General features: G+C 70.1%; 25 protein-coding genes and 1 pseudogene. 15 read left to right on the forward strand and 11 right to left on the reverse strand.

The window, feature by feature from the left end; genetic code table 11:
* Positions 1–117: 117 nt before the first annotated feature.
* The 3 genes from hutU to hutG are packed head-to-tail and all read left to right on the forward strand — an operon-like array spanning position 118 to position 3,846.
* Positions 118–1,776, forward strand: a complete 1,659-nt coding sequence (gene hutU / locus J4N02_RS01970) for a urocanate hydratase (protein WP_375539371.1) — start codon at positions 118–120, stop codon at positions 1,774–1,776.
* Positions 1,773–2,942, forward strand: a complete 1,170-nt coding sequence (gene hutI / locus J4N02_RS01975; protein ID WP_188334545.1) for an imidazolonepropionase — start codon at positions 1,773–1,775, stop codon at positions 2,940–2,942. Before hutU ends, hutI begins: the two co-directional genes overlap by 4 nt.
* Entirely contained in the window at positions 2,935–3,846 is a 912-nt protein-coding gene (gene hutG / locus J4N02_RS01980) for a formimidoylglutamase (protein ID WP_188334546.1), read from the forward strand. Before hutI ends, hutG begins: the two co-directional genes overlap by 8 nt.
* On the opposite strand, the gene J4N02_RS01985 is transcribed toward hutG, so the two are convergent.
* The gene (locus J4N02_RS01985) at positions 3,843–3,983 is read right to left on the reverse strand and encodes a VOC family protein (protein ID WP_208091072.1); all 141 of its coding nucleotides are present in this window, start codon (positions 3,981–3,983) and stop codon (positions 3,843–3,845) included. The genes hutG and J4N02_RS01985 overlap by 4 nt on opposite strands.
* A 2-nt stretch (positions 3,984–3,985) precedes the next feature.
* Positions 3,986–4,909 carry a citrulline utilization hydrolase CtlX gene (ctlX, locus tag J4N02_RS01990; protein ID WP_208091073.1) on the reverse strand — a complete coding sequence of 308 codons (924 nt, stop codon included), beginning with the start codon at positions 4,907–4,909 and terminating at the stop codon, positions 3,986–3,988.
* A 783-nt stretch (positions 4,910–5,692) separates the two neighbouring features.
* Between ctlX and J4N02_RS01995 the strand changes: the two genes are divergently transcribed.
* The 6 genes from J4N02_RS01995 to J4N02_RS02020 all read left to right on the forward strand — a co-directional run bounded on the left by J4N02_RS01995 (position 5,693) and on the right by J4N02_RS02020 (position 10,228).
* Positions 5,693–6,052 (forward strand): helix-turn-helix transcriptional regulator, encoded by a 360-nt coding sequence (locus tag J4N02_RS01995; RefSeq protein WP_188334548.1) that lies wholly within the window; start codon positions 5,693–5,695, stop codon positions 6,050–6,052.
* Positions 6,049–7,965, forward strand: coding sequence for a cation-translocating P-type ATPase (locus J4N02_RS02000; protein WP_188334549.1), 1,917 nt, complete (start codon positions 6,049–6,051; stop codon positions 7,963–7,965). Before J4N02_RS01995 ends, J4N02_RS02000 begins: the two co-directional genes overlap by 4 nt.
* A complete protein-coding gene (locus J4N02_RS02005) occupies positions 7,965–8,573 on the forward strand; it encodes a cadmium resistance transporter (RefSeq protein ID WP_026936349.1) in 609 nt (202 codons plus the stop codon). Before J4N02_RS02000 ends, J4N02_RS02005 begins: the two co-directional genes overlap by 1 nt.
* Entirely contained in the window at positions 8,570–9,094 is a 525-nt protein-coding gene (locus tag J4N02_RS02010) for a signal peptidase II (RefSeq protein WP_026936350.1), read from the forward strand. The genes J4N02_RS02005 and J4N02_RS02010 overlap by 4 nt, the downstream gene beginning before the upstream one ends.
* A 10-nt stretch (positions 9,095–9,104) precedes the next feature.
* Positions 9,105–9,416 (forward strand): hypothetical protein, encoded by a 312-nt coding sequence (locus J4N02_RS02015; RefSeq protein ID WP_026936351.1) that lies wholly within the window; start codon positions 9,105–9,107, stop codon positions 9,414–9,416.
* Positions 9,417–9,964: 548 nt separating this feature from the next.
* Positions 9,965–10,228 carry a hypothetical protein gene (locus tag J4N02_RS02020; protein ID WP_188334550.1) on the forward strand — a complete coding sequence of 88 codons (264 nt, stop codon included), beginning with the start codon at positions 9,965–9,967 and terminating at the stop codon, positions 10,226–10,228.
* On the opposite strand, the pseudogene J4N02_RS02025 reads toward J4N02_RS02020, so the two are convergent.
* A pseudogene (locus J4N02_RS02025) lies at positions 10,211–11,066 on the reverse strand (IS5 family transposase). The gene J4N02_RS02020 and the pseudogene J4N02_RS02025 overlap by 18 nt on opposite strands.
* 379 nt (positions 11,067–11,445) lie before the next feature.
* Positions 11,446–11,883 carry a hypothetical protein gene (locus tag J4N02_RS02030; protein ID WP_188334852.1) on the reverse strand — a complete coding sequence of 146 codons (438 nt, stop codon included), beginning with the start codon at positions 11,881–11,883 and terminating at the stop codon, positions 11,446–11,448.
* On the opposite strand from J4N02_RS02030, the gene J4N02_RS02035 reads away from it, so the two are divergent.
* From J4N02_RS02035 to J4N02_RS02050, 4 genes are all read left to right on the forward strand, one after another.
* Complete coding sequence (locus tag J4N02_RS02035) at positions 11,873–12,232, forward strand: hypothetical protein (RefSeq protein WP_188334853.1); 360 nt, start codon at positions 11,873–11,875, stop codon at positions 12,230–12,232. The two genes, J4N02_RS02030 and J4N02_RS02035, sit on opposite strands and share 11 nt — an antisense overlap.
* 197 nt (positions 12,233–12,429) lie before the next feature.
* The gene (locus J4N02_RS02040; RefSeq protein WP_208091074.1) at positions 12,430–13,377 is read left to right on the forward strand and encodes a hypothetical protein; all 948 of its coding nucleotides are present in this window, start codon (positions 12,430–12,432) and stop codon (positions 13,375–13,377) included.
* Between the two features lie 71 nt (positions 13,378–13,448).
* Positions 13,449–13,931 carry a nucleotidyltransferase domain-containing protein gene (locus tag J4N02_RS02045; RefSeq protein ID WP_182816899.1) on the forward strand — a complete coding sequence of 161 codons (483 nt, stop codon included), beginning with the start codon at positions 13,449–13,451 and terminating at the stop codon, positions 13,929–13,931.
* Positions 13,932–14,382: 451 nt separating this feature from the next.
* Positions 14,383–15,672, forward strand: coding sequence for an IS256 family transposase (locus tag J4N02_RS02050; RefSeq protein WP_208091075.1), 1,290 nt, complete (start codon positions 14,383–14,385; stop codon positions 15,670–15,672).
* A gap of 70 nt (positions 15,673–15,742) precedes the next feature.
* On the opposite strand, the gene J4N02_RS02055 is transcribed toward J4N02_RS02050, so the two are convergent.
* From J4N02_RS02055 to J4N02_RS02080, 6 genes are all read right to left on the reverse strand, one after another.
* Complete coding sequence (locus J4N02_RS02055; RefSeq protein ID WP_188334634.1) at positions 15,743–16,516, reverse strand: SDR family NAD(P)-dependent oxidoreductase; 774 nt, start codon at positions 16,514–16,516, stop codon at positions 15,743–15,745.
* A gap of 148 nt (positions 16,517–16,664) precedes the next feature.
* A complete protein-coding gene (catC, locus tag J4N02_RS02060) occupies positions 16,665–16,943 on the reverse strand; it encodes a muconolactone Delta-isomerase (protein ID WP_188334633.1) in 279 nt (92 codons plus the stop codon).
* A 57-nt stretch (positions 16,944–17,000) separates the two neighbouring features.
* The gene (locus tag J4N02_RS02065; RefSeq protein WP_188334632.1) at positions 17,001–19,556 is read right to left on the reverse strand and encodes an ABC transporter permease; all 2,556 of its coding nucleotides are present in this window, start codon (positions 19,554–19,556) and stop codon (positions 17,001–17,003) included.
* A gap of 5 nt (positions 19,557–19,561) precedes the next feature.
* Positions 19,562–20,296 (reverse strand): ABC transporter ATP-binding protein, encoded by a 735-nt coding sequence (locus J4N02_RS02070; RefSeq protein WP_182816909.1) that lies wholly within the window; start codon positions 20,294–20,296, stop codon positions 19,562–19,564.
* The gene (locus J4N02_RS02075) at positions 20,289–21,323 is read right to left on the reverse strand and encodes an efflux RND transporter periplasmic adaptor subunit (protein ID WP_188334631.1); all 1,035 of its coding nucleotides are present in this window, start codon (positions 21,321–21,323) and stop codon (positions 20,289–20,291) included. Before J4N02_RS02075 ends, J4N02_RS02070 begins: the two co-directional genes overlap by 8 nt.
* Positions 21,320–22,036, reverse strand: coding sequence for a TetR/AcrR family transcriptional regulator (locus J4N02_RS02080; RefSeq protein ID WP_188334630.1), 717 nt, complete (start codon positions 22,034–22,036; stop codon positions 21,320–21,322). Before J4N02_RS02080 ends, J4N02_RS02075 begins: the two co-directional genes overlap by 4 nt.
* A gap of 146 nt (positions 22,037–22,182) precedes the next feature.
* Between J4N02_RS02080 and arsB the strand changes: the two genes are divergently transcribed.
* Together arsB and J4N02_RS02090 are read left to right on the forward strand one after the other, a co-directional pair.
* Entirely contained in the window at positions 22,183–23,196 is a 1,014-nt protein-coding gene (gene arsB, locus J4N02_RS02085; RefSeq protein WP_243760848.1) for an ACR3 family arsenite efflux transporter, read from the forward strand.
* A gap of 8 nt (positions 23,197–23,204) precedes the next feature.
* A complete protein-coding gene (locus J4N02_RS02090) occupies positions 23,205–23,645 on the forward strand; it encodes a low molecular weight phosphatase family protein (protein ID WP_188334629.1) in 441 nt (146 codons plus the stop codon).
* On the opposite strand, the gene J4N02_RS02095 is transcribed toward J4N02_RS02090, so the two are convergent.
* Positions 23,566–24,282 (reverse strand): GNAT family N-acetyltransferase, encoded by a 717-nt coding sequence (locus J4N02_RS02095; RefSeq protein WP_188334628.1) that lies wholly within the window; start codon positions 24,280–24,282, stop codon positions 23,566–23,568. The genes J4N02_RS02090 and J4N02_RS02095 overlap by 80 nt on opposite strands.
* Positions 24,283–24,293 lie beyond the last annotated feature (11 nt).

The raw sequence follows: 24,293 nt of genomic DNA on the forward strand, positions 1-24,293 counted from the left end.
CGAGTCTGACCCACGGGTCAAGGGGGCGCAGCGGCTGAGGGAGGGTGTGTCTCGAATCCGAGACGCGAGGCGGGTCGGTGCTCGCCGCGCCGCCGCGCGGGGGTGACCATGAGGGGCATGGCGAAGACGATCCGCGCCCCCCGGGGCCTCGACCTGACCACCCGCGGCTGGCAGCAGGAGGGCGCCCTGCGCATGCTCATGAACAACCTCGACCCCGAGGTCGCCGAGCACCCCGAGCAGCTGGTGGTCTACGGCGGCTCCGGCAAGGCGGCACGGTCGTGGGAGGCGTACGACGCGATCGTCCGCACCCTGCAGACCTTGGACGCCGACGAGACCCTGCTCGTGCAGTCGGGCAAGCCGGTGGGCGTGTTCCGGACCCACGAGTGGGCGCCGCGGGTGCTGATCGCGAACTCCAACCTGGTCGGTGACTGGGCGACGTGGGAGCACTTTCGCTCGCTCGAACGCGAGGGCCTGATGATGTACGGCCAGATGACCGCGGGGTCGTGGATCTACATCGGCACGCAGGGGATTCTGCAGGGCACCTTCGAGACCTTCGGCGCCGTCGCCCGCAAGCGCTTCGGCGGCACCCTCGCCGGCACGATCACCCTCACCGCCGGCCTCGGCGGCATGGGCGGCGCGCAGCCGCTGGCCGTCACCATGAACGAGGGCGTCGCCCTCTGCATCGAGTGCGACGACTCGCGCATCGAGCGCCGCCTGGAGCACCGCTACCTGGACGTCCGGGCCGACGACCTCGACCATGCGATCGCGCTGGCAAATGAGGCGAAGGCGTCCCGGACGCCACTGAGTATCGGGCTGCTGGGCAACGCCGCCGAGCTCGTGCCGGCGTTTCTGGAGCGGCACCGCGGCAGCGACGTGCAGATCGACGTCGTCACCGACCAGACCTCGGCGCACGACCCGCTGATGTACCTGCCGATCGGGGTGCCGGTCGAGGACATGGCCGAGCGCGCGGCGTCCGACCCCGAGGGCTTCACCCGCGACGCCCAGGCCTCCATGGCCGCCCACGTGGCGGCGATGGTCGGCTTCGCGGATGCGGGCGCGGAGGTCTTCGACTACGGCAACTCGATCCGCGACGAGGCGCGCAAGGGCGGCTTCGAGCGGGCGTTCGACTTCCCGGGGTTCGTGCCGGCGTACATCCGGCCGCTGTTCGAGGAGGGCAAGGGCCCGTTCCGCTGGGCGGCGCTGTCGGGCGACCCCGAGGACATCGCGAAGACGGACGCCGCCATCCTCGAGCTGTTCCCCGAGGACGAGCACCTGCGCCGCTGGATCACCATGGCCGGCGAGCGCGTGCACTTCCAGGGGCTGCCCGCCCGCATCTGCTGGCTGGGCTACGGCGAGCGCCACCGGGCCGGGCTGAGGTTCAACGAGATGGTCGCCGCCGGCGAGATCGGGCCCATCGCCATCGGTCGCGACCACCTCGACTCCGGTTCGGTCGCCTCGCCCTACCGCGAGACCGAGGCCATGGCCGACGGCACGGACGCCGTGGCCGACTGGCCGCTGCTGAACGCCCTGCTGAACACCGCATCGGGGGCGAGCTGGGTGTCGATCCACCACGGCGGCGGCGTCGGGATCGGTCGTTCTATCCACGCCGGGCAGGTGTGTGTGGCCGACGGTTCGGAGCTGGCCGCGCAGAAGCTCGAGCGGGTGCTCACCAACGACCCCGGCACCGGCGTCATGCGCCACGTGGACGCCGGTTACGAGCACGCCCGCGAGGTGGCTCGCGAGCGCGGGGTGCGCATCCCGATGATGGAGGGATGATGTCCCTCCTGGTCGACCACATCGGCGAACTCGTCACCAACGACCCCTCGGTTGGGGAGGGCGCGCTCGGGGTTGTGCGTGACGCCGCGCTCGTCGTCGAGGACGGCCGGGTCGTGTGGGTCGGGCCGGCGGCGTCCGTCGACCGCGGCACCGACGAGGTGTTGGACGCCGCGGGTGCGGCAGTGGTGCCCGGCTTCGTCGAGTCGCACAGCCACTTGGTGTTCGCCGGGGATCGCGCGGCGGAGTTCGCGGCGCGGATGGCGGGGGAGTCGTACGCGGCCGGTGGGATCCGGACGACGCTGGCGGCGACCCGGGCGGCGTCGGACGGTGAACTCGGCGCCAACCTCATGCGGCTCGCCGCCGAATACCGCCGGCAGGGGACCACCACGCTCGAGGTGAAGTCGGGCTACGGCCAGACCGTGACCGACGAGTCGCGGTCGGTGCAGCTCGCGGCCCGATTGGCCGACGAGGCCACCCTGCTGGCGGCGCATGTGGTGCCGCCCGAGTACGAGGGCCGAGCCGACGACTACGTGCGGTTGGTGGTGGAGGAGATGATCCCGGCCGGGGCGACGCACGCGCGCTGGGTCGACGTGTTCTGCGAGCGCGGGGCCTTCGACGCCGACCAGTCACGGGCGGTGCTGTCGGCGGGCCGGGCCGCCGGGCTCGGGGTGCGGGTGCACGCCAACCAGCTCACCGCGGGCGAGGGGGTGCGTCTGGGCGTCGACCTGGACGCGGCCTCGGTCGACCACTGCGTGCACCTGACCGACGCCGACGTCGAGGCGCTCGCCGGGTCGACGACCGTGGCCACGCTGCTGCCCGGGGCGGACTTCTCGACCCGCGGCCCTTGGCCCGACGCCCGACGGCTGCTCGATGCGGGGGTCACCGTGGCGCTGGGCGCCGACTGCAACCCGGGCACCTCGTACACGACCTCGATGCCGTTCATCGTGGCGCTGGCCGTCCGCGAGCTGTGCATGACCCCCGCCGAGGCGCTGTGGTCGGCCACCGCCGGCGGGGCGCGGGCCCTGCGCCGGGACGACGTCGGCCACCTCGGCGTCGGCGCCCGCGCCGACCTCGCCGTGCTCGACGCGCCCTCCTCCCTGCACCTGGCCTACCGCCCCGGGGTGCCGCTGGTGCGTGACGTGCTCAAGGACGGACGCCGTGGCTGACCGGGAGTTCGCGCCGTGGTCGGGCCGGGGCGACGGCCCCGGGCCGGAGCACGCGCGCTGGCACTCGGTGGTGCGCGGCTGGGCGCCCGGGGAGTCGTTGCCCGAGGGGGCCGTCGTGCTGGTCGGGTTCGCCTCGGACGAGGGGGTCCGCCGCAACGGAGGCCGTGTGGGGGCCGCCGCGGGCCCCGCTGCGCTGCGGCAGGCACTGGCTTCATTGAGCGACCCCGGCTGCCCCGTGTTCGACGCCGGCGATGTGGTGGTCGACGACGGCGACCTCGAGGGCGGGCAGGTGCGCCTCGGTGCGCTCGTCGCCGCGGTGCTCGACGCCGGCGGCCTGCCGGTGGTGCTCGGTGGCGGCCATGCCGTCGCCTATGGGTCGTACCTCGGCTGGGCCGGACGCCCGGGTTGGGGGGTCCTCAACGTGGACGCCCACTTCGACCTGCGTGTGTCCGACCGCGCGACCTCGGGCACCCCGTTCGCGCAGATGGCCGCCGACGAGGCGTCCGCGGGCCGAGACCTGGCCTACGCGGTCGCGGGGATCTCGCGGGCCAACAACACCCGCGTGTTGTTCGATGCCGCCGAGCGGCTGGGCGTCGAGGTGCTGCTCGACGAGGACTGCACGCCCGCCACGGCCGGCGCGGTCGCCGAGGAGTTCGTCGCCCGCGTCGACCGCGTCCACCTCACCCTCGACCTCGATGCGCTGCCCGCGTCGGTCGCGCCCGGGGTGAGCGCGCCGGCCGGGTTCGGGATCAGCCTCGACAGCGTGAGAGCCGTGGTCCGGGCCGTGGTCGGGTCGGGCAGGCTCGGGCTGCTCGAGGTCGCCGAGCTCAACCCGTCCTTCGACGTCGACGGCCGCACCGCCCGCACGGCGGCGCGGCTCGTCGACCTGGCGGTGCGTGCCTAGCGGGCCTCGGGGTCGGGCTGGTGGATGCCGATGGTGTTGCCCTCGGTGTCGAGGTAGTAGCCCTGCCACGCCATGCCCGGCAGCGCCATCTTCGGCAGCGCGACCTCGCCGCCGTTGGCGAGGGGTTGCCGTGGCAACCTCAGCGCCGGGACAGGTGGATCCCCGCCAACATGCAGCGCACCGAGCCGCCGGCGAGCTCGATGGTGGGCACGTCGATGGCCACGATGGGTGCCGACGCCTCGATCCGCTCGCGCTGCTCGGGGGTGTACGAGGCGGCCGCACGCGCCGAGCAGGCGTAGAACCGGCCTGCCGAGCCGGTGAGCTCCATCCCGTTGCCGGCGAACTCGGTCACCTGCTGCCAGGAGATGTCGATAACGTCGCGGCCAGAGTCCCGGAGCCGGGCCACGATCTCGTCGCGCCGCTCGGCGTCCGTCATCACCTCGGCGCAGAGCAGGGCGAACTCGGTGCCGATGCTGAGGATCACGTTCGTGTGGTAGATCGGGTGGCCCGCCGGGTCGCGGTTCTCGAAGACCATCGGCTCGAACCCGAAGTGCGTGCAGAACCGCTCCAGGATGATGGGGTCGGCCCGGGTCGAGGCGCCGACGTAGGCGACCCGCTCGGCGTGGTCGAGGATCATCGCGCCCGTGCCCTCGAGGAACAGCCCGTCGGCCTCCAGCCCCGAGTAGTCGATCACCTCCTGCACGCGGTACTCGCGCTTGAGCATCTCGATGACGTCCGACCGCCGCTCGCCACGGCGGCTGGGGGCGGCCATCGGGTACATGGCGATGCGGCCGCCCTGGTGGGTCGAGAACCAGTTGTTGGGGAAGACGGAGTCGGGCGTGTCCCGGGTCAGGTCGTCGAACACGTGCACCCGGACGCCGTGCTCCATCAACGTGCGCGCCACCGCGTCGACCTCCCGCAGCGCGCGGGCTTCGAACGCCTCGGCGTTGATCTCGGGGCGGGGCAGCTGGAAGGCGTTGTCGGCGGCGGTCTCGGGGTTGGGCGTGAAGTGGTGGGGACGGACCATCACGACGGCCGACGGGGCCTGGATCTGGGTGCGCACGCCCCCATCGTGGGCAATGCGAGGCGGCGTGTCCATTGCCGCAGCAACGGACACGCCGCCTCGTCAGGTCAGCCTTCGATCGGGCTGGGTCCCCGGGGGTGGGACGGGATCACTGGGCGGTGAAGCCGCCGTCGACGCCGATCTCGGAACCGGTCATGAAGTTCGCCTCGTCGGAGGCCACACCCTGTTGGACGTCCGAGCAAGCGGCCAAGCGGCCCTCATCCCCTTGGGCGCCCATCGGGTGTGCTCGACTCTGCCGACGGGCGTGTGGTTACTCAACTGCCCAGTAGCGGTCGTCAAAGTCGACGGCGGTATATCCCGGACTTGCCGGGAGGGAGGCTTGACGGATGGCTACCACTCTTGACCGTAACGAGCGACCGGCCAACGTTGCTGGTCACTCGCCGTCGGGCGGGGTATCCCTCATTCCCATCACCACGCCAGCTTCGACGGAGCAGTCGATCGTGAGCAGGCCTCGGTAGAGATGGTCGACGCCGGTAGCGGTCATCGTCCAAGGAACGGCGACCTGCTGGACCTGCTGCCCGGTCCACACGGCGAGCTTGCCGGCGCTTCGCTCGATCCCCTTAGGTCTTAGGTCTCCGACATGCCAAATGAGCACGGTCCCGTCCAATCGGTCCTCCAATGAGAGGTTGCCCCACGCAAGTTGTACTGGTAGCACCGATTGTTGCTGAGTCGCGTATTCATCAGATGTCGACTGCTGTTTCGCCTTGTGGCGGAGGCTGATGCATCCGGCGATTGATCAGCCTGTGCTGTATAGTTCAGTGCATGCTGACTATTGCTTCTCGACTCGACGTCATGAACCGGCTCGGCCGGGCCATGGCGGATCCGACGCGTTCCCGGATCCTGATGACCCTGCTCGAGGGACCGAGCCACCCGGCGGTGCTCTCGCGTGAGCTGGAGCTGACTCGCTCGAACGTGTCGAACCACCTCACCTGCCTGCGCGACTGCGGCATCGTGGTCGCTGAGCCGGAGGGTCGCCAGACTAGGTATGAGATCGCTGATCCGCACCTCGCGGCCGCTCTCATCGCGCTGGTGGATGTGACTCTGGCTGTCGACGAGCACGCTCCGTGCGTGGACTCGTCGTGCACCGTTCCGGGTTGCTGCGGAGCGGGAGCAGACGCGTGAGCGCGGCATGCGGCTGCGAGCACGAGCCGACGACCACGGCAGTCGATGAGAGCGAGGAGAAGGAGCGGCCCTGGTGGAGGGACCGCGGGATCATGGTGCCGGTCTTCTCCGGTGTCGCGTTCCTCGCTGGTCTGATCCTTGAGTGGTCCGGCATGGAGATCCCGGCACTGGTGCTGTTCTGGGTCGGCTTGCTGCTGGGCGCGTCGACGTTCACGCCGGGCGCGATCCGGAAGCTGTTCAAGGGCAAGCTGGGCATCGGGCTGCTGATGACGATCAGCGCGGTCGGCGCAGTCGTCCTCGGCTACGTCGAAGAGGCTGCGGCGCTGGCGTTCCTCTACTCGATCGCAGAGGCGCTGGAGGACAAGGCGATGGACCGCGCCCGCGGCGGGCTGCGAGCGCTGCTGAAGCTGGTCCCCGACACCGCGACCGTGCGCCGCGACGGCGCTTCGGTGGAGATTGCGGCGAAGGACCTCGCGGTCGGGCAGGTCATGGTGGTTCGTCCCGGCGAGCGGATCGCGACCGACGGAGTCGTCCGTGCGGGGCGCTCCAGCCTGGACACCTCGGCGATCACGGGCGAGTCGATCCCGGTCGAGGTCGAGCCCGGCGACGCCGTGTCGGCCGGCGCGATCAACAGCGCCGGTGCGCTGGAGGTCGAGACGACGGCGGCGGGCACCGACAACTCGCTCACGACCATCGTGGAGCTGGTGGAGCAGGCGCAGGCGGAGAAGGGCGAGCGAGCGCGCCTCGCGGACCGGATCGCGCGCCCGCTGGTCCCGGGCGTGCTGGTCCTCGCGGCCCTGGTCGCCCTGGTCGGCTCGCTGTTCGGGGACCCGGAGCTGTGGATCACCCGAGCCCTCGTCGTCCTCGTCGCCGCCTCCCCGTGCGCGCTGGCGATCTCGGTGCCGCTGACGGTGGTCGCGGCGATCGGCGCGGCGAGCAAGTTCGGCGTGATCATCAAGTCCGGCGCGGTGTTCGAGCGCTTCGGCACGGTCCGCCACGTCGCCGTCGACAAGACCGGCACCCTCACCCGCAACGAGCCCGCCGTCACCGCGGTCCTCGCCGCGGACGGCGTGACCGACGCCCAGGCGCTGGCCTGGGCGGCCGCGCTGGAGCAGCACAGCACGCACCCGCTGGCCGCGGCGATCACCGCCGCAGCCCCCGGAGCCCAGGCTGCGGAGGGCGTGACCGAGCAGGCCGGGCACGGCATCGAGGGCAAGATCGACGGGTCTCGGATCACCGTCGGCAGCCCCCGCTGGCTCGACGCCGGGGTGCTCGGCGACCAGGTCGCGGGCCTGGAGGAGCAGGGCATGACCGTTGTGATCGTGCACCGCGACGGGGCCCCTGTCGCCGCGATCGGCGTCCGCGACGAGCTGCGTCCCGAGGTCCCCGAAGTGGTGCGGACTCTCGCGGCGCAGGGCGTCGGGGTGACGATGCTCACCGGCGACAACGCCCGCACGGCACGGGCGCTGGCAGCGCAGGCCGGTATCAGCGACGTGCGCGCGGAACTGCGTCCCGAAGACAAAGCGACCGCGATCGGGGAGCTGTCAAAGGCGGGGTCGGTTGCAATGATCGGCGACGGCATCAACGACGCCCCCGCTCTGGCCGCCGCGGACATCGGCATCGCGATGGGCGCGACCGGCTCGGACGCGGCGATCGAGTCCGCCGACGTCGCGTTCACCGGCCACGACCTCCGCCTCATCCCGCGCGCGTTCGACCACGCCCGCCGCGGACGCCGCATCATCAACCAGAACATCGTCCTGTCGCTGCTGATCATCACCGCGCTGCTGCCGCTCGCGCTGTTCGGCGTCCTCGGACTCGCCGCTGTGGTGCTGGTCCACGAGATCGCCGAGGTCGTCGTGATCCTCAACGGACTCCGCGCCGCCCGCACGCGTACCCCACGGCTGGAGAGCTGATGCTTGCGACCATCGGCTCAGCGATCGGCTTGTTTGCTGCGACCAACATCGATGACATCGTCGTGCTGACCGTGCTGTTCCTGGCCTCCAGCCGAGGGAAGCCGCGACCGTGGCAGATCGTCGCAGGCCAGTACCTCGGGTTCATCACCCTCGTCGTGATCAGCGTGATCGCCGCGCTCGGCCTGACCATCGTCCCCGACGAATGGGTGGGCTTCCTCGGCCTGATCCCGCTCGGCATCGGCATCTGGACCCTCGTGCGGGGCCTGCGACGCAACGGTGACGACGATGACGACGACGAGAAGATCACCGCGGTCGGGCTGTGGGGCGTCGCCGGGATCACGATCGCCAACGGGGCCGACAACATCTCCCTCTACACGCCGATCTTCCGCACCAGTTCGCCCGGCGACGTCGTCGTCATGATCGCGGTGTTCCTCGTCCTCGTCGCCGTCTGGTGCGCTGCTGGACGCCTGATCGGAACCCACAAGGCCGTCACCGAAACGCTTGAACGCGTCGAGCACTGGCTCGTACCCGTCGTGTTCATCGGCCTGGGCCTGTTCATCCTGATCGATTCCGGCGTCATCGTCCGCCTCGTCGAGGTCCTCGCATGACCCCGGACGCGGCTGCCGATGCTGAGCTGACGTCGGGAGAGCGGCAGCAGAGGGGGCGTTGGCGGCTCACGGCGGGGGCACTCGCGCTCGGCGGGCTCGTCCTCCTGATCGATCAGGGGACGAAGGCATGGGCGGAGGCCACGCTCACAGTAAGTGAGCGCCTCCCGCTGATCGGCGACCTGCTGGGCCTGCAACTCGCTTACAACCCCGGCGCGGCGTTCTCCTTCGGTGAGGGTTCCACCTGGGTGTTCGCGCTGGTGGCCGTCGCGGCCACCGTCACCGCGATCGTGTTCGCGTTCCGTGTCCGACACCCCGGGTGGGCGATCGTGATCGGCGCGCTTGGCGGGGCCGCCGCCTCCCACGCCGGCGACAGGCTTTTCCGTGCTCCAGGGTTCGCCCAGGGGCACGTCGTGGACTTCCTCGCCTACGGGAACTGGTTCATCGGGAACGTCGCCGACGTCGTGATCGTCACCGCCGCGATCGCCGGAGCGCTTCTGATGATCCGCGGCAACGAGAACTGAGAGGACCATCATGGAGATCATCCTGCAGTATTTCAACGGCTGCCCCAACTGGGAGGTGCTCGACCAGCGGCTCGCTGAAGTAGTCAACGACCGATCCGATGTCAGGGTCATACGTCAGCTGGTCGAGACCCCCGAGGACGCCGTGCGCCTCGGGTTCCACGGCTCCCCAACCGTGCTCGTCGACGGCATCGACCCGTTCGCCGACGAGCGTACCCACGTCGGGCTCGCCTGCCGGATGTTCCGCACGCCAGCTGGGATCGCCGGGTCGCCGACCGTCGAGCAGTTGCGCGAAGCGATTTCCGGCCCGGGCGCTGACGTGTGATGCTCGTTCAGGCGTGGTCGGAACGGAGTGCCGGATAGTCGGACCAGTCACCGCCGGCGAGACGCGACCATGCGGCGGCGGACGAGGTCGTGATGCCGAGGAGATCCGAGACGATCCGGGGATGCATTTGCCGGGTGAGCTCGATGAGCGCTGTGGTGCGTGCGCTTCCCGCGAGCAGGCCTTCGGCGCGAAGACGACGGCTCAGCGGGCCCGGGGTGAGGTGATTGCCTGGGTTCCGGCCACATTGACCAGCCCGTGTGCCGAGTTAGCCGCCTTGCCAGTCTGGCGGCGCCAAGTTCGGTCGCCCACCCTATTGATCTGGTGCCTGGGATGGCCCAGCGGCCGGAGTGCTCTGATCCGGTCACTGGTGGTTGCGTCGCTTCGGAAGTCGAACGCGGTGTCGATCAGCATGTGAGCAGTGATGCCCCTGCGCCCGAACGCGCGCAACTGCCGCGGCTGGTGCTTGCGGGTCGGACCGTGGCCAGGCCGGCGCATACAGTCGACGACAGCGCCGGACGGCGAACCGATGTCCCGGGAAAGAGCAAGGCATGACCCCAGCAATGAACTCCACGCGGCGCCTGAGCGCGAGGGCCGTCGCGCTCATCGGAACGGGGGCGGTGGTTGCTTACGCGCTGCTCGCCGCGGTCCAGATCCTCGTGTGGAATCCGCAGGCTGCAGTCCCCGGCGTCGGTCTCGACCAGATATACGCGGACGTGGCCGCGACTGGCGAATCCATGGCTGCCGGGATGGTCATTGCCTTCCTGGCGGTCGGGCCCCTGCTGGCGATCGCGCTGCTAGGGCGTGTCGCGTAACTGGTCTCGTAGGCAGATGATGGTGCTGGCCAGGACGAGGCCGGCGCGGTAGTTGCGAGCGAGTTTGTCGTAGCGGGTGGCGATGGCGCGGAACTCCTTGATCCGGTTGAAGAAGCGTTCCACCACGTTCCTGCCCTTGTAGATGGTGGGATCGAAGGCAGGTGGGCGACCGCCGCGGCTGCCCTTGGCCTTGCGACGGGCGATCTGGTCGGAGCGTTCGGGGATGGTCACCTTGATCCTTCGCCGCCGGAGCTCGGTTCGGGTCGAGGGATGGGAGTAGGCCTTGTCCGCGACCACCCGGACAACCCGGTGAGGGGCAAGATCGATCACATCCAACAGGCGGGGGTTCTCACCGGCCTGACCCGGGGTGACCACCAGCGAGCACAGGTGACCGGAGGCGTCGACCAGGGCGTGGGACTTCGTCGTCCACCCGCCACGGGAGTGCCCCAAGGCGTGATCAGCTGGTTCGGCCCGAGGATTCTTGTAGTTCGGTGGATCCCCCTTTTCGGGCGCCGGCAGCGTGCTTGTGGGCCCGCACGATCGTGCCGTCCACCACCGCGACCAGACCTTCTGCCTCCGGTGAACCGGCGATGGCGGTGAGGATCTTGTCCCAGGTACCGTCCTGGGCCCACGCGTTGAAGCGGCGCCACAAGCTCGACCACGATCCGAACTCGGCCGGCACGTCCCGCCACGGCGACCCCGTCCGCAACCGCCAACAGATGCCCTCCACCGTCCGCCGGTGGTCATTCCACGGACGGCCGCCCTTCGCGCCCCCACGCGGCATCAACGGCTCAATCCGCGCCCACATCTCGTCACTGAACTGAGGACTCCTGGTCACAAAGACAACCCTGACCCCCACCACCCAAATCAGTTACGCGACACGCCCTAGTCGGCGCCTGGAGGCGGCCCGAGGGGCGGGCCAGTGTGGTGGGGGTCCCGTTCCTGGTTCTGCTGGCTTTGGGAGCCCCAGCCTATTTCTGGGCGAACTTCGGTCCGGGCATGGCCTTGGCCGACACGTTCTTCGTTAGTGGGGGTGATCATTCAGCGTGGTCTGCCCCGTTGTACGTGACGAGCGGCCTCGCTGTCCTTGCCCTCGTTGGGCACGTGGTGTGGAACCGCTCGAGCCGTCAGTAGGAACCCAGAAGGGCGGGGTGAGAACGTCCGCTTCTGCCGCACTGTGCGCGGATGCTGCCCTTGGGCTGGAGGTAGCGCACCTATCAGGTACACCAGTCCAGGTCGCCCGCGTGGACGATTGTCTCGCCGCCCACATTTGTAGGCGGTATGAGGACGACATCCTCGGCCGACCAAGCGCCCATGTGTTCCAGTCCGCCACCCTCCGGATAGAGGGCCTTCAGCTGGGCCAACGACTTGCCGACAGGGATTCCCTTGTCCAAGGCCAGCGGCGCCTTGGGAGCGCCGGTGAAGGTGATATCCCAAGACTGCAGCGTCCGCGGCGACGTCGATTTGTTGTCGTTCGCGGCGAACCGGATCTTCAATTCTCCGAACATCGCATACGACTGGTAGCCCCCTCCCGCCCCCTCGCAGCCCCCGACCTGGCCCTGCACCTCGGGCGTGCCAAGGGCGGGCTTCAGAAACCCCAGGACGTCCTTCTCGGGGGCGCCGAACTTGAACGGTCCAACTCCCTTGCTCGACAAGACGATCGTGGACGCCTTCGTCGCGGTCGGTGTCGGGCTGGCCGTCGTGACCAAGGATGGGGACGTCGAACTCTGCGGCGTGACCGATGGTGACGCTGTGGTCGTCGGCTCGATCGACGGAGACATCACTGGCGTGGTGACCGGGCTGCCGGCGCAACCTGTCAGTGCCGCGGCCAGCCCGAAGGCCAGCACGATCGTTCGGACATCCCCCCGTCTTCCCATGGCGCCATGCTCCTACCGCGACGCACCGGATTCAAGGTCCCTGCGGCCGACCTCGCGCCGAGGATGGCTCGAGGCTGACTGTCCTAACGTCCTGTATTGCCGCCGTCCGGAAGTGCCGATGGGCTGACGTTGACGCACAGCGACCGACCGTTGCGGTGCGCCCTATGGTGTACCGCATGCGGCTGGCCCCTGACCTGCGGATCGTTCTCAAGAGTGGCTGAGAAACCAGAGGTCACGACTGTCACCCGCCGGGTCTCGTTGCCCCCAGGGTCGCCGCCGCTGTCCACCCTCATGCCGCCATGGCTCGGTCATGATGGTTCATACGTGCTCGCTGAGCTCGACGTAGACGCTCCTCGCGGCCCGTGGGCGATGATCGATCTCGACTCCGGCCGGGCGGGTGTCGGGCGCCGGATGCCGCAGATCTGGGGGGCACTTCTGGACGGTCAGGGACCCGCACTGCTCGGCACCTCTGGCGGCGTCATCGAGGTCGACCTGAGCGGCCCCAGCACGGTGCGTGAACTGCATCAGGGGGTTGGCCACGGCCGCGACGGTGCGGAGACGGAGTTCCTCCGCCTGGACCATCGCCACGTCCTGGCTGCAGCGCTCGGACAACAGAGAGCCAAGGTCATCGATCTGGACCGCTGGGCCGTCGTGAACTCACAAGTCGAAATCACTTCGCCGTGGGTAGCGCTTGGCGACACCCCCACGCGAATCTGGTCGCTACCAAGAGGAGAAGTCGCCTCCCTGAACGCCTCGCACGAGGTGACGCACCGGACAACTGCCCCTGCCGCGCTGGCCGCAGCTCGCTCGACGCGCGCGCTGTATGCACTCGTCGGCGAGCTGCGGCCGCGTCGCGGCACCGCCTGGTGGCATGCAATTGGCCGGGACCTACTTCCCACCGGTCTCCAGCAGTATCTGGACAGCCCGCTGGACGAGGTTGAGCTCTGCAAGCTGGACCCTCGAACCCTCGAAGTCAAGGCCGCCCGTCGCCTCGGCTCCCTCGCGCAGGTGCTGGAGGAAGCGCTCGCCACCACCCTTGCCGATGATGAGGAGTGGAGCACCGGCCTGCTGCACCGCTGCCTCAGCACCGATGCTGCCGGAAGGCCCGCCCTCGTGGCCGGCAGTCGTGTCGTCGTCCTCGATGACAACACGCTAAGGCCGGTCACGGATACACGACTCCCCAATACCGGGTCGTCCACCTGGGCATCTCAAAACGGCCAATCCCGAGCTGTTGCTACCAGTTCCGACCGGGTATACATCGCTGACTGGTGATGTCCCAGCAGCGTCCTGTCAGGCCGCAGGTCGCGACTACCTCGTGGGGAGGTGGAGCGAGAATTCACCCCATGAGGTACTGCGCGCAGATGGCCGCCACGGAGGTGGTCCAGATCATCGCGTGGCTTGAGGCCGCCGGTGTGATCTATCAGATCAACGGTGGATGGGGCGTCGACGGACTGGTGGGCCGACAGACCCGCCCGCACCAAGATCTAGACGTGTTCATCGATGCACATCACGAGGCCAACTTCTTGACCTGGCTGACCTCTCGCGGTTACCGGGTCACGCAGGATTGGCGCCCGGTCCGCGTCGAACTCTCGAGCCCCGGAGGGCGAGTGGATGTTCACCCGATGCGAATGGATGCGGCCGGCAATGGGGTGCAAGAGGGCCTCGACGGCGAGGTGTATGTCCACGCCGCTGAGCATCGAGTCAACGGTCACATCGACGGGCACGCGGTCGTCGTAGCCAGCGCCCAGCGGGCGCGGGCGCTTCGCAGTGGCTACCCTCCGCGCGAGGTCGACCTACACGATCTCGCCCTGCTCGACGACCTGTAAGGCATCCTGTTCTGCCGCCGTCCGCGCCCGAGAGGATGTGAGGCGTGGCCGATGGTGAACAGCACCGGCTAAATGCCCGAGGGGCCGGTAGTAGGTTCCCTGAGCATCTGTACGATTTCGTCGTGGAGTCGCCTGTCGTCTGGACTGAGGCCATCGAGTACCTCTTGGAGGCTAACGGTCGACTGGCGCACCTCGTGCCGGCTCGCTCTCGTCAGGAAGACCCGCGTGTAGTCGGCGACGTCGGGATCGACCGTTAGTGTCCAGTTGGGGTCGGGTCCGTTCGCGAACCACGCCGAGGGCCCGAACTTCAGCTGGAAAGAGCAATGATCAGAACCTGTGGATGGTCCTCGGCGGGGTGACGTGAAGGAGCGCACCTCCCCGAGGATGATCTGAAGTCCGAGTAGCTCTGATCAGGACCGGCGTTGACGCGCTGGTTCGGGAAGGTACGCCCATGCTTACGGTAGTCCACGACGAGAACGAGTCCAACGAGCACGCCCCGGCCGCGGTGGGTGGGTCGATGCTGGACGAGTTGGCCCGGGAGGGTGCCCGGCGGATGCTGGCTGCGGCGTTGCAGGCTGAGGTCGCCGCCTACATCGAGCAGTGCGCCGACGAGCTCGACGCCGACGGCCGGCGGCTGGTGGTCCGCAACGGCTACCACCAGCCGCGGGAGGTGGCCACCGCCGCGGGTGCGGTACCGGTCCGGGCGCCGCGGGTCAACGACAAGCGCGTCGATGAGGCCACGGGTGAGCGGCGGCGGTTCTCGTCGGCGATCCTGCCGGCGTGGGCGCGGAAGTCGCCGCAGGTGGCCGACGTGCTGCCCTTGTTGTACCTGCACGGGTTGTCCAGCGGGGACTTCGTGGCCGCCCTGGAGCAGTTCTGCGGGTCGGCGGCGGGGTTGTCGGCGGCGACGATCACCCGGCTCACCCGGCAGTGGCAAGACGAGGCCCGAGCGTTCCACGACCGGCCGCTGGCGGGGGTCGATTATGTGTACCTGTGGGTGGACGGCATCCACCTGAAGGTGCGGCTGGAAGCCGACAAGGTATGCCTGCTGGTGATGATCGGGGTCCGTGCCGATGGCACCAAGGAACTCGTCGCGCTCGCCGACGGGTACCGCGAGTCGGCTGAGTCGTGGGCCGACCTGCTGCGGGACTGCAAGCGCCGCGGCATGCAGGCCCCGGTCCTGGCGGTCGGGGACGGCGCGCTGGGCTTCTGGAAGGCGCTCCATGACGTGTTCCCCCAGACACGGGAGCAGCGGTGTTGGTTCCACAAGCTCGGCAACGTGCTGGCCGCCCTGCCGAAGTCGGCCCACCCCGCCGCGAAGAAGGCGCTCGCCGAGATCTATGCCGCCGAGGATGTCGACCATGCCCGGGCCGCCGCCAAGGCGTTCGCCGCCGAGTACGGCGTCAAGTGGCCCAAAGCCGCCGCGAAGATCACCGACGACCTCGACGTGCTGCTCGCGTTCTTCGAGTTCCCCGCCGAGCACTGGGTCCACCTGCGGACGACCAATCCGATCGAGTCGACGTTCGCGACCCTCCGGCTCCGACAGCGGGTCACCAAGGGACCCGGGTCCCGGGCGGCGGGGATCGCGATGGCGTTCAAGCTGCTCGAGTCGGCCCAGGCCCGCTGGCGAGCCGTGAACGCTCCCCATCTGGTCGCCCTCGTCCGCGCCGGCGCCCGCTTCACGAAGGGCAAACTCGTCGAACGACCCGCCGAATCAGCAACCGACGAGCAAGCCGCCTGACACGCCCATCCACAGGTCTTGACGATTCCTCAGCTGGAAACTGGCCTCTCCGAAGTCCACGGTCAAAGAGTCATCGATCTCGAAGTTGATGGTCCACTGGTAAATACCCTTGTAGCCGGCGCTGACGCCGCGGACGAATCCGTCTCCCAGTGTGGCGTTCAACTGCCGTAGGAGGTGGTGTGCGCAGTAGCTCTTCAGCCGTGCTTTGACCCGCTGCAGGAGATCTCGCCCCTCCCCGAACCGCTCCTTCGCCTGGTCGGCGAGTTCGTTCGCGAATTGCTCGGCTGCCACGTCCTGGCGCCTCTCTTGGTACCGCTTCGCCTGACCGGTTTCGCACATGGCGACCACGAAGCCCAGCACGTCTTGGTCTTCCATGGGCCCCCTTCCCTTCACGAACTTGCGGTGCATCTGATCGATGAATGAGTAGGAACCGGATGACGGTGGCGATGTCGTCGGGGCGCCCGAGGCGGCCCATCGGGGTGGCGGCGATGAGTCCCGACTTGTCGGAGTCGCCGAGGATCGGGGTGTCGTAGGAAACCTCTTCGAGGGGCTCGGTGTCGCCGATGCCGGCGTTGTTGACCAGGATGTCGAGGCGACCGTACTTCTCGACAGTCTTGGCGACGGCGGCGGCCCAGTCCTCCTCGCTCGTGACGTCGAGGCGCACGTAGGTGGCGTCGCCACCGCGGTCACGGATGCCGAGGGCGACCTGCTCGCCGAGCTCGTCCTGGATGTCGGCGATCACCACGTTGGCGCCTTCCTCGGCGAAGCGCTGGCAGGTGAGCTTGCCGATGCCGGAGGCGCCACCGGTGACGAGGGCGACGCGGTTGGTGAAACGAAGGTTCATGTCCTGCTCCTTTGCGAGGATCCGACCGGTGTGTCCCGGAGGTTCTGGATCCACGACAAGGAATTCATCGTTCGGGCCTCCACAGGTTGCAGTCTGTTGGCATCAAGATACTCGACGACTGAAGCATCTCCCCGTCGCCGCGACGAACTCAGCGGATGGAGTTCGGGTGCTTGCAGAGGGCGGTGGTCTCGATGTCCATGTAGGGGAACATCGGGAAGCCCGAGAGGATCTCGTGCAGGCGCTCGGACGACTCCACCTCGAAGATCGACACGTTCGCGTAGCGGCCGACGACGCGGTAGATCGCCTCGAACTCACCCGAGCGCTGCAGCGCCTGCGAGTACTCCTTCTCGGCGGCCTGCTTCTCGGCGATCTCCTCCTTCGACATCGACTCGGGGAACTTCACCTGCATGCGGCACAGGAACTTCATGTGCTGGCTCCTTTCGTCGGGATGGACACTACGGGGCCGCGCGCCGGGCGGGCGTGATCACTCGTGGTGCAGGGCGTCCACGACGACGAGACCGGCGGCGGAGCGGGCCGGCGCCAGCGAGGCCAGCACGCCGAAGACGAGGCCGACGACGATGGTCACCACGACCCCCGTGAACGGGAATGACCACGGCATGACCCAGCCCACCGCGCCCATCGCGACCACGAGCGCGTAGCCGAGCCACAGCCCCGCGACGACGCCGAACGCGATGCCGATCAGGGTGAGCAGCAGCGACTCGGCCAGCACCATCCGCTTGACCTGGCGCCGGGTCGCCCCGACCGCGCGCAGCATGCCGATCTCGCGCGTGCGCGCGAGCACCGAGATGGCCAGCGTGTTCATCAGTGCCAACAACGAGGGAAGGGCGAGCGCCGCGATCAGCGTGTAGAAGATGACGATCGTCGAGTCGAACGTCCTCTGCTGCTCAGCCTTCCAGTCGGCGGTGGCGTGCAGCCCGAACGCGGGGTAGTCGGCGACGACGCGCTCGAGGTCGGCGCCCACCACCGCGGGGTCGGACGCCGGGGCGCGGTTCACCAGGAACATCAGGTCCGTGGTGGTCGAGAAGTCGCGGGCGAGCATCTCCTGGGAGATGTAGATGGTCGAGAGCTTGGCGTTGAGGTAGTCGTTGCCGACGCCGGCGACGAAGTAGGTGCGGCGTCCGGTGGGGGTCTGCAGTTCGACCGCCTGGCCCTCGACGAGCCCCGCCTGCGAGGCGAAGATGCCGTTCGCGATCAGCCAGCGGCCCGAGGCGAGCTGGCCGAACGCGGCGTCGGAGGAGGTGCCGTTCCACTCCAGCGAGGCGACCTCGGGGTAGGCGACAGGGTCGATGCCGATGGCCTGGACGTCCGACCCGTTGAGCTTGCCGTTGGCCACGCGCAGGGAGGCGACGGCGGCGACGCCGGGGGTGCGGCGCAGCTCCTCGCCGAGGCGCGGGCCGGCGCCCACGTTGCCCTGCTGCAGGACGATCGAGCCGGGCATGACCACGTAGTCCGACCCCATCGAGCGGTCGATGTAACCCAGGAACCCCGCGAAGATCGACGAGACGACACTCAGCATCGCCACGATCGAGGCGAGACCGAGCATCACGGCGGTCACGGTGGTCGCCGAGCGTCCGGGGTTGCGTTGCAGGTTCGACCGGGCGATCGCGCCCTCGCGGGCGAACAGCAGCTCGACCACCGACCCGAACGCCCGCGCCAGCGGGGTCACCACGACCGGCGCGACCAGCGCGATCGCGATCAGGAAGACCACCGACCCGACGCCGACCCAGGTGGGCACGCGCGTCGCGAGCAGGAACACCGACACCACCGCCAGCGCGACGCCGACCCACGCGCGGCGCCCGGCCTCGACGGCGTGCACCTCGGCGACCGGCGGCCGCATGGCCTCCAGCGGCGTGATCCGGGACGCCGTCCGCGCCGGCAGCAGCGCCGCCAGCACCGTCACGCCCAGCCCGAGCGCGATCGCGAGCACCCACGTGCCCGGCCGGAAGGTCGCCCCGCCGATCTCCATGTGCAGCATGTCGCGCACCAGCGGCCGCATCGCCGCGAACAGCCCGTTCGCCATCAGCCAGCCCAGCACGAGGCCGATCGCGGTGCCGATCACCCCCTGCAGCAGCGCCTCGGCCAGGAACATGCGGACGATCGTGCGCCGCGGTGTCCCGATCGCGCGCAGCATGCCGATGTCGCGGCGGCGCTCGGCGATCACGGTACGGAAGGAGTTCGCGATGATGAACCCCGCCGTGGCCAGCGCGAACACCCCGAACAGGGTGAACGCGAACTCGCTGACCTGGATGCTCGCCAGCAGCGAGGCGTTGCTCGACAGCCCCCCGACCGTGTAGCGGTCACCCAGGGTGCGGCGCACAGTGTCCTCGACGGCGGCGCGGTCGGCGTCGGGGGTCAGGGACGCCTCGACCACCGTCAGCCGGTCGCCCAGCCCGAACATCGCCTGCGCGGTCGCCAGCGGCACGTACACCTGCTCCTGCCCGGGCACGGACGCCGTGTCGAGCAGGCCGACCACGCTCAGCCTTGTGCTCCCCGAGGAGCTCGGCAGGACCAGGTGGTCGCCCAGCCGCAGCCCGAGGCGTCCGGCGAGGTCGGACGCCAACAGCACGACCTCGCCGTCACCCGGCTCCAGCGCCCGGCCGGCCGCCAGCGGGAAGTCGCGCACGCGCGCGGCGGCGGCGGGCACGATGCCGACGACGTTGACCATGGAGGGCGCGTCGGAGGGTCCGGGGTCGGCGCTGCGGTCGCGCCGGACCAGCGGGGCCGGCTGCTGTACCTCGCCGGACGCCGCGGCGACCCCGGGCGTCCGGGTGACGGTGTCGAGCACGTCGGCCGGGATGGGCTGGTGGAAGGCGCTGCTGACGGTGAGGTCGATGCGCCCGGCGGCCGACATCATCGAGCGGGTGAACGCCTCGACGAGGGTCGGCGTGATGCCGTTGAGCCCGAACACGAGCATGACGCCGAGCGCCACCGCGAGGGTGGTGAGCGCCGAGCGCAGGCCGCGGCCGCGCAGGTAGCGCCACGCGAGCGTGGTGGCGGGGGAGGGGCGGGGGCCGGGCATGGGGATCAGAGCATCCCGGCGCGGTCCATGGCCTGGCGGGCGGCCTCGGGGCGTCCGTCGAGGACGAGGTCGTCGACGATCGCGCCGTCGCGCATGAGCACGAGGCGGGAGGCGTAGGAAGCGATCCGCGGGTCGTGGGTGACCATGAGCACCGACCGCCCCCAGTCCGAGGCGACCTGGGCGAGCAGCTCGGCGATCTCGGAGGCCGAGGCCGAGTCGAGGTTGCCGGTGGGTTCGTCGGCGAGCACGAGGGCCGGGTCGGTGGAGAGGGCGCGGGCGATCGCGACGCGCTGCTGCTGGCCGCCCGACAGCTGGTCGGGGCGGTTGCGCAGGCGCTCGCCGAGGCCGACGCGGCGCAGCCAGTCGGTGGCGCGCGCGTCGGCGTCCTTGGCCCCGTCGAGGGTGAGGGGGAGCGCCGCGTTCTCGGTGGCGTCGAGCACCGGGATCAGGTTGAAGAACTGGAAAACGAACCCCAGCCGGCGGCGGCGCAGCGTGGTGAGCTGCTCGTCGGGCAGCGTGGCGATGTCCACCCCGTCGATGCGGACCGACCCCGAGGTGGGGGTGTCGAGCCCGCCCACGAGGTTGAGCAGGGTCGACTTGCCGCAGCCCGAGGGCCCCATGACCGCGACGAACTCGCCGGGGGCGACGCTGAGGCTGACGCCGTCCAGCGCGCGGACCACGTTCGGCTCGACCCCGTAGGTGCGCACGAGGTCGATCGTCTCGACGATGGCGTCAGGCATCGACCGCACCCCCCTCCGCGAGCGCCGTGAGGTTGGTGGTCGCGACGACATCGCCGGCCGCCAGCCCCGAGGTGACCTGGGTCAGGGTGTCGGTGGACGGCCCGACCTCGACGGCGACCTTGTGGGCCACGCCGTTGTCGATCTTCCAGACGTGCCGGGACGCCCCGTCGGCGACGACGGCCTGCACCGGCACCACGAGCGCGTCGGCGATCGACTCGGTGGCGATGTCGGCGTCGCCGGTCATGCCGGTCAGCAGGCGGGCGTCGCCGGCGTCCAGCTTGATGACCGTGGTGAACGCGACCCCTCCGGTGGAGGTGGTCACGGCTGCGGGACGCAACGCCTCGACCAGGCCGGTGAAGGGGCGTCCGGGGAACGCGTCGAGCGTGACGGTGGCCGTCTGGCCGACCTGGACGCCCGCGATGTCGGCCTCGTCGACCGCCGCGTCGAAGCGCAGCGCGTCGGGGCTGACGACGGTGAACAGGGCCATGCCCGCGGTCACCGAAGAGCCGGCCGCGGTGGTGAAGAGCGGGGGCAGGCCAGGCGCCAGTGACAGCGAGGCGAACTGCACGGTGCCCGCGGCGGGGGCCTTGAGCTCGGCCTTGTCGCGGTTGGCGCGGGCGATGTCGACGGCGAGCTGGGCGGAGTGGGTGGCGGCGTCGCGGGCGCGGTTGAGCCGGTCGGTCCCGGTGGCCATGGCGCGGGCGGCCGCGTACTGCGCCTCGGCCTGGGCGAGGGCCTGGTCGAGGGGCTGGGCGTCCATGGTGCCGAGCAGCTGGCCCTGCTCGACCTGCTGCCCGTCGGTGACGGCGACCGATTGCAGCACGCCGCTGGTCGGGGCGGTGACGGTGGACGCCGACCCCGCGGCCATCGTGCCCTGTGCGGTCACGACGACGTCGAGGGTCTGGGTGGTGGCGGTCGCCGTGGCGACCGTGGTGCGGGCGGCGCGGGTCGAGATGAACCAGCCGGCGCCGAGGGCGATCGCCAGCGCGACCACGACGAGGGCGGTGATGAGGCGACGACGGGTCATCGCGGTGTCCCTTCGAGAGCGGCGAGGAACGGTGCGCGCATCTGGCGCAGGGTCTCGGGGTGGAGTTCGGGTGCGGCGAACGTGCCCGCGGCGGCGCCGAGCACGCGCTCGGTCGCGGTCAGCAGGGCGGGGATGCCGCGGACCAGGATCTCGGCGTACTCGTCGTCGGTGTCGGCGGCGAGCGCGCGGTCGAACAGGGTGGTGGAGCCGTGCAGCCACAGGGCGAGCACGAGCTGGGTGGTGGCGGGGGCGTCGTCGACCGCGAAGGTGCCGTCGTCGTGCCCCTGTTCGACCATCGGCAGGAACAGTCGGTACATCCGGACGCCCCACGCGTCGAACAGCCGGTGGCGCAGCTCGAGGTTCTCGGGCTTGTACAGGAGCGGGATGGAGGCCATCGCGGAGTCGACGCGCTCGAGCTTCCATGCCGTGGCGAACTGCATCATCGCCTGGAAGCGCTGGGCGCCCGTGCCCTGGTCGGTCTGGTCGGCGTGTTCGAGGGCGTCGAACAGCTCGTCCGCCCACCGGCCGACCATCGCGATCAGGAGGTCGGTCTTGGACGCGAAGTGGTAGTAGAACGTGCCCTTCGCGACGCCGGTCGCCTGCGTGACCTGCTCGATCGACATGGCCTCGTAGCCGATGTCGACGCAGAGCTGCAGGGCGGCGTCCATGAGCTCGTCACGCCGGACCGCCGGGTGTTTGGAGACGCGTGCCATGGTGGTCTTCCTTCTGACTGACTGTCAGTCAGTATGAAGTGTACGCCCGCGTCACGCGGCGTCAAGGGGTGCCGCGGCGGAGCGGGAGGCACGACCAGGGCTTGGGTTTCCTGTGCCGAGGGCTTGAGTTTCCGCGCTGCTCGCGGGTGACCAGGCTGCTGGGCCGGTTCGTCCCCGGCCTGGCCCAGGCGCTGGACGCCGTGAAGATCGGGTCGGTCTCCCTGCCGATCGCCCTCGGCCTGCTCGTGATGATGTACCCGGTGCTGGCGAAGGTCCGCTACGACGAGACCCACCGCGTCACCGCCGACAAGCGGCTCATGACCCTCAGCCTCGTCCTCAACTGGATCATCGGGCCGGCGCTCATGTTCGCGCTGGCCTGGCTGCTGCTGCCCGACCTGCCCGAGTACCGCACCGGCCTGATCATCGTCGGCCTGGCCCGTTGCATCGCGATGGTGCTGATCTGGAACGACCTCGCCTGCGGCGACCGCGAGGCCGCCGCCGTCCTCGTGGCGATCAACTCGGTGTTCCAGGTCATCGCCTTCTCGGCGCTCGGCTGGTTCTACCTGCAGGTCCTGCCGAGCTGGCTCGGCCTGCCGACCACGTCGGCCGAGTTCTCGTTCTGGTCGATCTTCGTGTCGGTGCTGGTGTTCCTGGGCATCCCGCTGCTGGCCGGCTTCCTCACCCGCCACTTCGGCGAGCGTGCCAAGGGCCGCGTCTGGTACGAGGGCACCTTCCTGCCGAAGCTGGGCCCGTGGGCGCTCTACGGCCTGCTCTTCACGATCGTGCTGTTGTTCGCCTTCCAGGGCGACGAGATCACCTCGCGCCCGCTCGACGTCGCCCGCATCGCGCTGCCCCTGCTGGCCTACTTCGCCCTGATGTGGCTCGGCTCGCTGCTGGCGTCCCGCGCGGTGGGCCTCGACTACGCCCACGCCGCCACCGTCGCGTTCACCGCGGCCGGCAACAACTTCGAGCTCGCCATCGCGGTCGCGATCGGCACCTACGGCATCACCTCCGGCCAGGCCCTCGCCGGCGTGGTCGGCCCCCTGATCGAGGTCCCGATCCTCGTCGGCCTCGTCCACGTGAGCCTCTGGCTCGCGCCCAAGCTGTTCCCGAACGACCCCACCGTCCCGACCCGCGCCACCGCCGCGCGCCCGCACTGAGGAGCACCGTGAGCACCGATCGACCCACCGTCCTGTTCGTCTGCGTCTCCAACGGCGGCAAGTCCCAGATGGCCGAGGCGCTCATGCGCGCCCACGTCGGGGACTCCGCCTCGATCCACTCCGCCGGCACCGCCCCGAAGGGGAAGATCAACGCCGAGTCCGCGGCGTCCGTCGCGCGGGCTGGGGCGAGCATGGACGCCGCCACGAGCAAGCCGATCGACCCCGACCTGCTGCGCACGGCCGACCGCGTGATCGTGCTCGGCCGCGACGCGCAGGTCGAGCCCGTCGGAGGCATGACGGCCACCATCGAGCGCTGGGACACCGACGAGCCGTCGCTCCGCGGCATCGAGGGCGACGAGCGCATGGACCTCATCCGCGACGACATCCAGAACCGCGTCGAGGCCCTGGCCGACGAGCTCGGCCTGGCCCTCCCTCAGGCGGGCGCGTAGAACGACTGCGTCCCGGTCGCTCGTCGGTCGACCCTACGTAGCGCGTGCACCCACGCGCGGCGAGCTCGTGCAGGCCCAGCAGGTGCAGCCGCGCGCCGTGCCCGGCCCCGCGCCGGTCGGGCATGACGCCGATGTAGAACAGGCTCCCGGTGCCCGGCTCGTCGGGGTAGGGCTGCGGCAGGACGACCCCGACCGGGCCCGCGGCGTCCGAGACGAGGAGCCAGCGCGCGGGGTCGAAGGCGTCGCCGGCGTACGCGACCAGCTCGGTCACGTCGTCGGACGCGGTCTCGGGGGTGGTGGTGCTGAACGCGTCGCCCTCGCCGGCGGCCAGCATGGCCCGGGCGAACGCGTCGAGGCCGAGGTCGGCGAACGACTGGCTCGTCCAGCCGGCCGCCTCGGCGTCGGGTGGGGGCACGTCGGTGAGGTCGCGTTCGACAAACACCTTCGTCGCCCGGTGGGCGCGCCCGGCCGCCTGTGCGACGGCGTCGAGGGGGTCGCCGGAGGAGGTGTCCCAGAGGAGGAGTTCGGCCTCGGCGGGGGCCTCGTCGCGCAGGGCGGCGCCGAGGGCGGCGGCGTCCTCGGCGGCGACCGACGAGCGGCGCAGCACCACCCAGACGTCGATCGACGACGAGGGCAAGGCGCAGGTCG

The organism is Propioniciclava sp. MC1595, from assembly GCF_017569205.1.
Taxonomy (GTDB): Bacteria; Actinomycetota; Actinomycetes; order Propionibacteriales; family Propionibacteriaceae; genus Propioniciclava.